The sequence below is a fragment of the Lewinella sp. LCG006 genome (genome assembly GCF_040784935.1).
Taxonomy (GTDB): domain Bacteria; phylum Bacteroidota; class Bacteroidia; order Chitinophagales; family Saprospiraceae; genus Lewinella.
In genome coordinates this window covers 678,268-691,627 of sequence record NZ_CP160680.1, presented here as the reverse complement: position 1 = coordinate 691,627, position 13,360 = coordinate 678,268, and the positions used below count along the sequence as shown (strand labels likewise).

Annotated in this window: 7 protein-coding genes; 3 read left to right on the top strand and 4 right to left on the bottom strand. The window is 47.6% G+C overall.

Annotated elements, in window-relative coordinates; translation table 11 throughout:
- Positions 1–370 precede the first annotated feature (370 nt).
- Positions 371–805: a DUF983 domain-containing protein gene (locus AB0L18_RS02435; protein WP_367390998.1), complete on the bottom strand. Its 435-nt coding sequence runs from the start codon at positions 803–805 to the stop codon at positions 371–373.
- Between the two features lie 183 nt (positions 806–988).
- On the opposite strand from AB0L18_RS02435, the gene AB0L18_RS02430 reads away from it, so the two are divergent.
- A complete protein-coding gene (locus tag AB0L18_RS02430; protein WP_367390997.1) occupies positions 989–3,487 on the top strand; it encodes a TonB-dependent receptor in 2,499 nt (832 codons plus the stop codon).
- 55 nt (positions 3,488–3,542) lie between these two features.
- Here AB0L18_RS02430 and AB0L18_RS02425 read toward each other — a convergent pair whose 3' ends face one another.
- Positions 3,543–4,214, bottom strand: coding sequence for an OmpA family protein (locus AB0L18_RS02425; protein WP_367390996.1), 672 nt, complete (start codon positions 4,212–4,214; stop codon positions 3,543–3,545).
- 29 nt (positions 4,215–4,243) lie between these two features.
- Complete coding sequence (locus tag AB0L18_RS02420) at positions 4,244–4,765, bottom strand: AAA family ATPase (protein WP_367390995.1); 522 nt, start codon at positions 4,763–4,765, stop codon at positions 4,244–4,246.
- A 270-nt stretch (positions 4,766–5,035) separates the two neighbouring features.
- Here AB0L18_RS02420 and AB0L18_RS02415 point away from each other — a divergent pair, with 270 nt between their 5' ends.
- A complete protein-coding gene (locus tag AB0L18_RS02415; RefSeq protein ID WP_367390994.1) occupies positions 5,036–5,617 on the top strand; it encodes a hypothetical protein in 582 nt (193 codons plus the stop codon).
- 90 nt (positions 5,618–5,707) lie between these two features.
- On the opposite strand, the gene AB0L18_RS02410 is transcribed toward AB0L18_RS02415, so the two are convergent.
- Positions 5,708–6,256, bottom strand: a complete 549-nt coding sequence (locus AB0L18_RS02410) for a hypothetical protein (RefSeq protein ID WP_367390993.1) — start codon at positions 6,254–6,256, stop codon at positions 5,708–5,710.
- 308 nt (positions 6,257–6,564) lie between these two features.
- On the opposite strand from AB0L18_RS02410, the gene AB0L18_RS02405 reads away from it, so the two are divergent.
- Positions 6,565–13,182, top strand: coding sequence for a PKD domain-containing protein (locus tag AB0L18_RS02405; protein WP_367390992.1), 6,618 nt, complete (start codon positions 6,565–6,567; stop codon positions 13,180–13,182).
- Positions 13,183–13,360 lie beyond the last annotated feature (178 nt).

Genomic DNA, 13,360 nt, shown 5'->3' with positions numbered 1-13,360 from the left:
AAACTTCCAACTTCTGACTTCTCATTTCCGGTTTAGGAAAAGGTCACCCTGATCGTACGAATACGATCATACGATTGAGACAAAGTCGGAGATCGGAAGTGGGAAGTCGGAAGTGTTGTGACGCGCGCATTAACTAGAGGAAAGCTGACCATTAGTAGCCTTCAAAAACTTTCGACTTCTGACTTCTCATTTCCGGTTTAGGAAAAGGTCACTCTGATCGTACGAATACGATCATACGATTGGTGGTAGCTCGTAGCACAGCGAAGTGCGGACGACGCGGCACCAGGCCCGTAGGGTGCTGGTGGAGCCTCTATTGAAAGTAGAGGGACTTGCGGAGGGTAGTAAGATGTAAATACGTTGGAACAAGTGCTTAATTGCCAAAACGTGAAGCGCTACTTTTTTGGTTGGCTTTGCCTTTACCTTTTTCGATAGCGTTGGGGTCGTAATGGACATGGATGTTGATGTAAAGGGCGCGCGCCAGGCGGAAGATGTAGACAAAAAAGATGCCTAGCACCACGAGTAAAGCGCCAAAACTGGCGGTAGTGCTCCAGTCGAGTACCCAGTGCAAAAACAGCACAAAACCGATAGAAAAGAAGGCTGTGAAAATGTAGGACAAAAACATGGCACCGTAGTAATAACCAGGCTCGGGGAAGAAATCTTCGTAGCATTTGTCGCAACGTTCTTTCATCTCGAAAGGCTGGTTGAAGCTAAAGCTACCGGTAGGGAACATGTCACTTTCGTGGCACTTTGGACACTTGATATTAAAGATGCTATACGCTTTGCTGCCTTTGCTGAAAATACCCATGTTATACTTCGGTTTGTTAGTGAGCGCAAAGATGGGAAAATTTGATGATTAAGGAAGGTGATGTAAATCACCGAGTTTGTCGTTCCTTCCACTGCAAATCCATCCCCATTCATATCATCGTTTAGGTAGACCTCAACTCAATGATCACTTTTGTGTTTCAATTGCCTAAATGCTCAATAATTTATGAAACGTTTCTACCAACGCACGCTACTCTTCAGCGCCTTTCTCCTATTAGGTACCCTCTTGATGGCGCAACCGCCATGGGGTGGGGGAGGTGGCAAAAAAGGCCCAACCATCAAAGGTCGGATCACAGGGATACTGCTGGATACCCTCAGTGGGCAGCCGGTAGAGTTTGCTACCTTGGTGCTGATACAGTCTGCCGATGGTAAGCAGTTGGACGGTGGAATAACCGAAGCCGACGGGAGTTTTAAAATCATAGAAGTAGAGAACGGAACCTACGAACTGAACATCAGTTTTATGGGCTACGAAAACCGCATCGTTACAGGCGTAGAAACAACCTTGGAGAAACCTGACCTGGACCTGGGGACGATCTATTTGGTGCCTACCGGTGTAAACCTTGATGAAATTGTAGTGACTGAGCAAGCTGCTCTGGTAGAAAACAGGATTGACAAACTGGTCTACAATGCGGATAAAGATGCCACCACTACTGGGGGAGATGCCGCCGATGTGTTGCGCAATGTACCCATGCTATCGGTAGATTTGGATGGCAATGTAAGTTTGCGAGGTTCTTCCAATATTCAGATTCTGATCAATGGGCGGCCCTCGACGATGTTTGCAGCCAATACAGCGGATGCCCTCAAGACGATACCTGCCAACCAGATCAAAACAGTGGAGGTGATCACCACTCCTTCGGCAAAATATGATGGAGAAGGTAGCTCGGGGATCATCAATATTATTACCAAAAAACGAAACGCGGAAGGGATTACGGGTTCTGCTAATACCTCTATTGGTACGCGGCAGAACAACGGTGGATTGAACATCAACTGGGTACGTGGCCGGTTTGGCCTCAACGGCGGTGCCAACAGCTTCTGGTCGTGGCGCCGGGAAGGAAATATCGACTTTCGGCGGGAGGAATATGATGGTCCGCTGACTACTTCGGTCTTCGAGCAGAAAGGCCCCAATAGCAGCCAGGTGCTGGGTTTTAATGGTAATTTTGGCGCCTTCTATGATTTTAATGCCTACAACAGCCTCAACTCGTCTATCCGGTTCAATGGCTTTAATAACTGGCGAGACGGGACATTGAACGGATCAATTGCCTCGTTGAGCGCAACGGAGCCGACTACTTTTTCCCGAACCAATGATAATGAAGGTTTTCGTAATGGCTACGATTGGACGACAGACTACAAGCGCACCTTTCCGGATTCGGAGCGCGAATTTTCGGCAGCATTTCAGGTGAGTTCCACGGCTAGTGATCAGGAAAATATTACGGATCAGATGGGGACAACGGATATTTATGATGAAGATATTCGCAATTACAACAACGGCCTCAACCAGGAATACACGATACAGGCCGATTATGTGCATCCTTTTGGTGAAAAACTAAAGGTGGAGACGGGCGTGAAGAGCGTAATTCGTAGAATTGACAGTGATTACGAGACGCTGACGCGTGCTACCAATGGGGATCCGTTTACGCCAGTATCGCAATTGACGGATGTCTTCCTTTACGACCAGGATGTCCATGCTGGATATGTCTCCTTTAACTTCAAGTTTGGTAAAAGCATTGGGTTGATTGCTGGTGCCCGCTATGAACGCACCACGATAGGCGGAGAATACGAGCAACTGGAAGTAGCGCCGTTTACCCAGGAATACGATAACATATTGCCCAGTATTATATTAAGTAAGCAATTTGAAAACTTCAGCAACTTGAAGGTCAGTTACTCCCAGCGTATTCAGCGGCCCAGTTTGTTTTATATCAACCCTTTTACCCAGCTTAATGACCCCAATAATGTTGTTTTTGGTAATCCTACCCTCGATCCAGAGGTGGTGGATCAGTACGAGTTGAGCTATGGTACTTTCGTCAAAGGTGTGTCCGTCAATGCTTCTGTCTACTACCGCAAAACCACGGATGTGATTGAGAGTTTTGTGCAGGTACAACCCAATTCAGAGGTATCTAACACGAGCTATCTGAATATTGGAGTGAACAACAGTGTGGGAGTTAATATTTTCACTTCGATCAATGTGAAAAAGGTAGGTTCTTTCCGCTTGGGCTTCAATATATTCACTTATGATGCTTCATCAACGATCGATTCTATTGATTTGAGCCGTGAGGCCATCGTTTGGAGCACCAATGTAGGTGCAAATATTAACCTGCCCCGCGATTGGAAATTTGATCTTTTTGGTTTTGCACGTTCCCCTAATCAGACGCTTCAAGGGCAGAACCCAAGCTTTTGGATTTACGGGATGGGCTTACGCAAAGAATTCAACAAGCGTTTCAGTTTGGGTGTGCGCGCTATTGAGCCTTTCAACAGGAATAAGAACTTTCCTTCCGAAATTCGTGGGGAGAACTTCTACCAGCGCTCTGATTTCAGCATTCCCTTCCGTTCGGTGGGGATAAGCTTGAGTTATAATTTCGGGCAGCTGGATTTTGAGGGCAATGGCCGGACGCGCCGTACCAAGATTAACAATGACGACCAGAAGGGAGGAGGGAATGATAATTTTTAATCAATTAGCGAAGAGACGTTGCGCCGCAACGTCTCTTCGCTAATTGATTGGTTCTCTATTCCAATTCCCCTCTACGTGCAGCTTTCTGCAATTTATCATTGGCGTAGATGGCAATTTCTACCCGCCGATTTTGCTGGCGACCAGATGCCGTTTCATTGTCAGCCAGTGGCATGCTTTCCCCAAATCCTTGTACCGTAAAGCGGTTAGCCGCTACGCCTTGTCCTGTAAGGTGGTTGCGTACAGCTTTAGCGCGGTTTTCTGATAAGGTCATGTTCATGTCTTCTTCACCAGTACTGTCGGTATGGCCTTGAACGAGTATCTCCGTGTCTTCGTATTTGTTGAGGGTCGTCGATAGTTCGTTGAGGTTGGCTTTGGTCGCAGGGCGGAGTGCGAATTTGCCTACATCAAAGAGCAAGCCAGAGTCGAAGGTGATAAGAATGCCTTCACCGACCCGCTCTACACTGGCACCTTCGAGATCGCGCTGGATTTCTGCGGCCTGTTTGTCCATATAGCGACCAATGATTGCCCCCGTAGCTCCACCAACGGTAGCGCCGATGATAATGCCCGCAGCAGTGTTGCCGGAACGGTTTCCGATGACACCACCAATAACACCTCCAGCACCGGCGCCAATTGCTCCGCCTTTGGTGGTACGGCTGGCTTGACAAGCACTACCGAAAAAGATGACCAGGAAGGTCAGGCTGACCAAAAAGAATGATTTCGTCTTCATAAGCGTGGTTTTTGTTGTGAAACCTTATTTTATTTATCCGTGTTCAGTAACTGTTGAATTGCTGAAACGGCAATGTTGGCTCTTTGTTCGCCCTGGCCACTGATGACCAGGTAGGGCCGATTGAACTTTTGCAGTGTTTTTCTATACATTTCAAAGTATTGCTCTCGGTCTGCCCTAAGAGGTGCTTCGCGCAAGGGATCGGGTTCCCACGCGAGATCTGGCGTGCACAAAAGGGTCAGGGTGTAATGGTACTTGCGTAAACTTGCTTCAATAAAAGGATCAACTTGGCCAAATTTCACCTTACTCCATACGTAGATAACCTCGGGGCCCGTGTCGCAAAAGAGCAAGGGCGAACTGTGATGTTGCTGCTGCAAACGGAGTTGTCCGTTGAGAATTTTTAGTAGATCCTCTTCTTCGTAGTCCCCTTCTAAAGCATGAAGATAAGTACGCGCAAACTCAGGCACCCAAGGACTGTGGAACCTCCGTGCGAGCGTTTGAGCCAGTTGCGTTTTGCCACTGGATTCTGGACCCGTAATCAAAATTTTTAGCATGTAGCAAAGTTTAGAGCATGTGTTGGAGCGGATTACTTTTGAAAATCAATGATTTAGCGTTCTGGCTAAACTCAAAATCACGCGCTTGGCGGGTCAAGTAAGTGATTTTGAGTGACGCCAGGTTGCTAAATGCTTGGTTTTCGGTGCAAGCAAGCTCCAAACATGCTCTTAGAAAACACTCAAGCTTTGGGGACGGAGAAAATAGGCTTATTTCCGTCAAACTACTCGGTAAAAATAGTGTTTCGTTGTTAATCATTGAGGAAAAAACATATGCAAGATCTTGAGCCATTTTTCCGTTGGCGAGATGAATATACGGCTGCTCGCGACAAGCGTTCTCCTTTTTACGGCAGAACTTACAGTGAATTTGAATATACCGATACGATTTACAACTACTACATTCATCCGCAGTGGGACAATATCGGTTCGCCTACCTTGTATTTAAAGGTGCTGTACGCTGATTATGACCAGCATTTTGCCATTATCGAGTTGATTGGCGAATGGAACGATGCGGTGCACAATGACATCATGTTCTTCAAGCGAGAGCTGATCGATGAAATGATTGCTGAGGGTATTTACTACTACATTCTGATTGGCGAAAATGTCCTCAATTATCACGGTGATGATGACAGCTATTACGAAGAGTGGAAGGATGACCTGGAGGAATACAATGGCTGGGTGGTACTCCTGAATATGCAAGATCATGTGCTGGAAGAAATGCGCGATACCCAACTCGATAACTACCTGCACTTCGGCGGCCTCTTCAACGACATCAATTGGCGCCCCCACAAACCCCGACGGGTATTTGCCGCCATTGAAGGGGTGCTGTCGCAAGAGGAAAAGCGCTTGGATTAGGGGTGGTTTTAACAGTGTAAAGGTTAGGTGAGTGTAAGGGTGTAAGCGTTAATAACTTTTACACCCTTACACTTTTCCACCCTTCCAACTTTAATAAAACAGCGTAAACCCAAAGCGTCCATTAATGAGGTTGTTGCGGTAGATGGCCTGTAGGTTGAGGTCGTAAGCGAGCATGAGTTCGAAAGTAGGGTTACTTCCGCCGCTGTTCATACCGATGCCGATGTAGGCGTTCATGCCTCTATAAGTGACTTTTTCGTCGTTACCAATCGGAACCTGTACATTTTCGTACATGAGTTCAGCCTGAGCAAAATATTGCCGGTATACTTGTCCTCGGACGAAAGCACCGATGCCAGTGTCCACTACGTTGACCTTCTCGAAAACATTCCCAAAAAAGTCCCGAAAACGGTAGTGGTTATAAAGAATACTTGCCCGTGGACCAACGCTTATTTGAGGGATGATCCGATAGCCGTACATCGGCGCAAGCCCTAAGGTGTAATTGATTAAAGTGGTGCTGGCTCCAAAACCAAGGGCAGTGTGGGCACCTAGCCACCAGCGTTGTCCCTGAGGTTCTCCTCTTTGAGCTTGAAGCGTTAGCGACAGACAGCAAACAATGGCGATCAGGATGGAAAAACGTTTCATAATGTCAGGTAATTTTTTCATTGAGAAGGCTCAACTTGTTTTTAACGCAATTCTAGGTGCTAACTTAGTAACTTAACACGAACTCAGCGTACAATAGCCGACAAAATAAGGTATTTGTAACATCCATCGCTTTCCCACGTATAGGTTATCAGAAAAAAAATTGAAAGGATATTATATTTGCGTGCTCCTCCCAAAAAAGCCGATAAGTTATTACCCTTGGAATCCGTGCAACACCGTTTCACCTTATCAACCCGGATTTATTAACTGCTTAGAGTACCCTTCTAAGTTGAAAACACAATTTCTTCTCCATGATGAAGCTAGCAGCTTACTTCCCTTTATGGCTATGCCTCTTGACGGGAACCCTTTACGCCCAAACTACTGTTCAGTTATCGCCTTTGCCAAAAGCAGAGGCGCCCATTCTTGCAGAACAATTTAAAGATTATCAGACGGTCGCGCTTGATTACCAAGTCTTGTACGAAATGTACCAAGCTTCGGCAAATGAAGTGAAATTTTCTTTGGCTACCCAAGGGAAACAGCAACTGGATTTTCGTCTGACCAGTTACGATTTACGAGCTAAGAATTACCACCTTCAAACAATGGTGGATGGTCGTGTGAAGCAACAAGTACCTCTACGTACGGCTACTTTTCAGGGCACGGTTGGATTGACTAATCCTCAGGAAGCACTCTTTACTTTTGACGAGCACTACGTGCTTGGCCGCTGGGAAGAGCAAGGAGTTGTCTACTATCTTGAACCTTTATGGCGTTTTGACGCCCAAGCGGAACGTGATCACTATCTGGTCTATCGGGAACAGGATGCGATTATTCCTGAAGCATATTGTGCGACCCACATCCCTGCCCAGGTAGAAAAACTGAAAGAGAAACCTGCTGGCCCCGAGAAGCTGGGAGAGTGTTTGTTGGTAGAAATTGCCCTAGCGTCGGATTTTGAATTGTTTCAGGATCTGGGCAGCAATGCTACCAGTGTGGAGAACTTTATGCTCAATAACCTCGCCAACGTACAAACCAATTACGATAACGAATTTGCCGATGAAATTCAGTTTGAGGTAGCCACTACTTTTATTGCCACCTGTAACAATACCACCTGTGACCCTTGGACGAACAATACAGACGCAGGTACCTTGCTCGATAATTTTACCAATTGGGGCAATGGCGGCGGCTTCGGCGTCACTTTTGATGTAGCCACGTTGTGGACGGGTAGAAACTTCAACGGCGGCACCATTGGTGTAGCTTGGTTGAGTGGAGTTTGCAACAACTTGCGTTACAATACCTGCGAAAACTTCAGTAGCAATGCCAACCTACTCAGAGTCGTTTGGTCGCATGAGCTAGGGCACAACTTCAGTGCACAACACGATGCCGGAGGAAGTGGATTTATCATGGCACCTTCGGTAAACAATACCAATACCTGGTCGAATGCCTCCATCAACTCCATCAATAACTTTGTCTCTAACGCCAATTGTTTAGGCACATGTGAGTCTTCTCAGGAGCCGCCGATAGCAATTATTGAAGCCTCCGTAGAGGAAGCATGTATAGAGAGTTTCGTAGCCTTTTTTGATGAATCAGAAGGGGTTGTGCTGAACCGTACCTGGGATTTTCCGGGGGGAACACCCAGTTTTTCTACCGCTGCCCATCCTATTGTGTATTACGACGAGCCAGGTACGTACCAGGCATTTTTAAGTGTAGAAAACAATGTAGGTGATGATTTTACCTCCTTTGTGGTGGAAGTAGGATTAGACGAGGCTTACCGCAAAGTCATTCACTACCAAAATTTCGAAAATGGTTTTGGTAGCTGGGATGTTGAGAATCCAGACAATGATTTCACCTGGGAAATTACCAATGTTGAAGGGAATTTTGGGAGTAAAGCTGCCTTCGTTAATAACTTTGACTACGATGCAGACGGCGAATCAGACGCCCTGATCAGCCCTGGATTTAATTTATCAGCAGAAGGAGACGTGAGGCTTTCCGTAGAATATGCTTACGCTCGTTTCAACAATAATATGCGCGACCAGTTGCGTATTTCACTTTCAACGGATGGTGGTACCACCTTCCCGAATTTACTGTTTCAAGGTGATGAAACCGGTGGTGGAAACTTTGCAACCACGGGTGATCGTAACAATGCTTTCACGCCACAAGATCCTTCGGAATGGTGTACCAACAGCCCCGGCTGTATCGACCTTGACTTGTCGGCTTTTGACGGGCAGGGAGATGTGGTGATCAAAATAGAAAACATCAACGGTTTTGGTAACAACATGTACGTTGATAATATTTCACTGACTTCTTTTTGTGGGGCTACTGACCCTCCGGTGGCCAACTTTGAAGTGAACCCCACCATTGGTTGTGCACCACTGGTGGTATCTTTTGATGATCTATCAACTGGCGTAGTAGAATTCTGGGATTGGTCGTTCCCGGGTGGAGACCCTAGTTTCAGTAATGATCAGTTTCCTTTTACGGAGTATAATTTCCCGGGGGTATATGACGTAACCCTTACGGTTGAAAACAATGTGGGGAGTGATACGCATACCGAAATCGGCGCGGTGACGGTACTTGGTTTACCAACACCAGGATTTACCTTCGCTCATACGACGGGCCTTACTTACCAGTTTACGAATACATCGTCCTCTGATGTAGAAGATTTTGCCTGGGATTTTGATGATGGTACTTTTTCTCAACAAGAGAACCCATTGCACACTTTTCCTGCCCCTGGTACCTATCAGGTAGAGCTGGAAGTTTTCAATAGTTGTGGCAGTGATGTCATTATTCAAACCGTGGTTGTAGAGTCGGTCCTAACTGCGGAATTTACCAGCGATGTAACCAGCGGCTGTGCCGATCTCACCGTACAGTTTACGGATCTATCCGATGGGGATCCTGATAGCTGGTCTTGGGAATTTCCCGGTGGCCTTCCAGCTACCTCCAGTGAGCCTAACCCCGAGGTGGTTTATGCCACGCCAGGGGTTTATGATGTGACGTTAACGGTAATGTCCAATGGATTATCTGAAACAGTGACTTTGGTCAACTATATTACCGTTCAAGGATTACCTACGGCGAGCTTCACGGCTACGCTAGCACCCGGTGAGGCCAGTCCTGTAATTGTTAACAATTCCACCAATGCCGACAGCTACAGCTGGACGTTCGGTAACGGCGAAACCTCAATTTTGGCTAACCCAACTGTAACTTACACCGAAGCCGGAACTTACATCATCACCCTGGTGGCGAGCAATGAATGTGGTCAGGTGGAAACTACTCAAACGGTAGAAGTGATCTTCCCGGTAACGCCTACCATTGCAAGTACAGTTACGACAGGGTGTGCGCCATGGAGTGTGGATTTTACCGCTCAGCCACAAGAAGATGGTTTGATTTACGAATGGACTTTCCCTGGCGGCGATCCTGCTACTTCGACAGACCCTAACCCCACCGTTAATTACGTTGCTGCTGGTGTTTATGATGTTATCCTGACAATTACCAATGCGGCTGGATCATCATCGGTGACCGAAACCGGCTACGTTGTTGTGAATGAAGGCCCTACCGCTGGATTTACGGCAACGGCGACACCAGGCAGTCTTACCGTTGATCTGGAAGATCTGAGTAGCAATACCACGATGGTGACTTGGGACTTTGGTGATGGAAACAGCACTACGACGACTCCTTCTTCTCATACTTATGAAGCAGAAGGCACTTACGTGATTACCCAAACGGTAGAAAATGAGTGCGGAACCGACGTAGCTACGCAAACAGTAACATTGGTGTTGCCCGTTACGCCAACGGTTACCTCGTCGGTGACCAGTGGGTGTGCTCCATTGACGGTTAGCTTTACGGCCAACCCTCAGGCTGATGGTTACACTTATGCCTGGAGTTTCCCAGGAGGAACACCAGCAATGGCCGATACCCCTGAAGCAGAAGTAACGTATAGTACATCAGGAACCTATTCGGTAGAATTGACGATCACCAATGCCGCTGGTGCAAGCACGGTGATGGAAACCGATCTTATTGTGGTAGCACAAGGGCCTACAGCTGGCTTTACTTATGTCAATGACTTGGGAAGTGCCGTTGTTGATTTCACCGATAACAGTTCTTTTGCCGATGGCTTGCAGTGGTTCTTTGGCGATGGGATGATGTCGGCAGCGACCAACCCAACGCATACGTACGCCACCGAAGGTACTTACGAAGTGACCTTAGTAGCCAACAATGAATGTGGTACAGACACCAGCAGACAGACCATTGATATCCTCTTTGTTCCAGAACCTACCATCACCGCTTCTGTGGACAGTGGTTGTGCACCGCTGACAGTGACCTATACTGCCCAGCCGCAAGAACCAGGGTATACTTACCTGTGGAACATTCCCGGTGGCCTGCCCATGAGCAGTACCAATCCGGTGGTGACGGTTGTTTACAATGAACCCGGCAACTACACGGCTAGTGTCAGTGTTACCAACGCTGCTGGTACAGGTACTACCGAGACGGTAACACCGGTAACGGTATTGCCAGAACCTATGGTGACCTTTAATATCGATTATGTCTTAGGCGCTTACGAAGCTACTTTTTCCAGTACCAGCCAGGGGGTAGATAATCTTGTTTGGAATTTCGGAGATGGCAATACTGGCGAGGGACAAATGGTTACTCACACTTATGCTGCTCCTGGAAATTACCAGGTGAGTCTGACGGGAACGGGCCCTTGCGGTACCGAAACCATTACCCAGACCATCATGGTGATCGTAGCCCCTGCGGGTGGATTTACGAGCACCGGGCAAAATGGTTGTACGCCTTTTACAACTACATTTACGGCCAATGACCAGGGAAGTGCTTACATCTACGCCTGGACTTTTATTGGTGGTTCTCCTGAGTTTAGCAGCGAGGCCAATCCTACCGTTACTTATAATACTGCCGGAACCTATTCGGTAAGCCTAGTGGTGACGAATGCTGCTGGTACGACGACCGAAAACCTGGAAGACTATATTGTAGTAGGAGAGGGGCCTGCCGCAGACTTTACGCTGTCATCTACACTAGGCAGCCTCACCATTGGGGCCACTGGATCTGACGAGGAAGGAATTACCAGTTGGGCTTGGGACTTTGGTGATGGTAACCAAGGCAGCGGTATGAGTGTCATGCACACCTACGGAGCTTCGGGCACCTATACGGTACAACTTACTACCACCAATGCGTGTGGTAGCAATACCACCGAGCAGTCGGTCACGGTACTCACCGTACCCATGGCAACCTTTACTTCCAGTAGCCTTAGCGTTTGCCGGAATGAGATGATCATCCTGACGGCTGATGAGCAAGGTGCTGGCAATACTTACAGCTGGACCATTGAAGGTGGCACACCTGCTACGAGCACCGATGCTACCGTGATGACCTCCTTTGCTACCGCGGGCACTTATCAAGTAAGCTTAAGTGTGACCAATGCTGCCGGAACAAGCACGACGGAACAGACCGTAACGGTGATCGGGTTGCCCGATCTTTTCTTCACCTATACTTTGAATGGCTTGACGGCGACCTTTGAGAATTTTAGTACCAATACGACTAATTACACTTGGCTTTTCCCAGGAGGTGCTATGAGCAATGAGGAAAATCCAATGTTTACTTTTCCCGGTACGGGTACCTATATTGTTAGGCTGAATGCTTCAGGGCCATGTGGCTCGGGAGTGACCCAGACGACCATTGTAGTCGAAGGAGAGATCCCATCCATTAGCTTTACACAAGATGAGGAAGAAGGGTGTGCACCTTTGACCGTCTCGTTTTTCAGTACAACGGAAAATGCGGATGCCCTTATGTGGAGCTTCCCCGGAGGTACTCCTGCTACATCAACGGAAGTCAATCCGGTAGTTACGTATTCCACACCTGGTGTTTACAACGTTTCACTATCAGCGTCCAATGCATTTGGCACCAATTCGGTGACCAGTCAGGATGCCGTAACGATTTTTGCCGCAACAACAGCTGGTTTTGATTATACCCTCAACGGAACAACGGCTGCCTTTAGCAATACTTCTGCCGGAGCAACGGGGGTAGTTTGGACGTTCCCTGATGGTTCTACCTCTACCATGGACAACCCGAGCTATGTTTTCCCGGGTAATGGTACTTACGAGGTGAGTCTGATGGCGACGGGGCTGTGTAATGATGCCGATGTAACGCAGACCATTGTCATTGATGGGCTTCTCCCCGAGATAGCATTTAGTGGCGATATTGCGGGATGTGTACCATTTACTGTTACTTTTACTGACCTTTCAGAAAACAATCCAACAAGCTGGGCTTGGTCGTTCCCCGGAGCGACACCTGCGACTGGAAGTGGACCAACAGTGACTGTTACCTACGAAACGGTGGGCACCTACGATGTTAGCTTAGAAGTAAGCAATATTTACGGTACCACGATGGTAGAAATAATGGATTATATGACGGTTCTGGAAGCTCCGGCAGCACCCGTATTTACCACGGCTACGGACGATGAGATGACCTATGGCTTCATGGTTGATTCCCCTGTTCCTGGATGGATTTATTCCTGGACTTTTGGTGATGGAGAGCTTGCTACGGGTGAAACGGTAGAGCATACTTACACCGCAAACGGCCCATTTGAAGTCATCTTGGTAGTGACCAATGAATGTGGATCGGCGACAGCGATGGATACGGTTAACCCAATTATCTCTGGCGTAAACACGCCGGCCTGGGCTTTTGACCTCACGCTATCACCTAACCCCACGAGTGACCAGTTGTACTTGCGTGCGACCAACTGGCCAAGCCAGGGGACCTTGTCCTTCCGATTAGTGAATGCCTTGGGCCAGCACTTAGGACAAGAAGTACACCAGGTAAATCCTGGCAACTGGCAGCAGCAATTGGATCTTACCAATTTACCAGCAGGAACCTACTGGCTCCAGATCAGTTGGGACAAAGAGCTGTGGTCACAAAAAGTGATTAAGCTGTAGCGCAAAAACTGGGTTAAAAAATTGAAAGCGCGGGGAGCGAGGCGGAAGTCTTGTTTTCCGCGCTTTTGTATTATAGTTCTCTAAGGCAGGATTTGTGAATTCTGATTTGACGGACTATAGATCACGGAATTTTGTTTCCGTACAAATGGATTTCTCGGACAAGCTGTTACCTTTGCTT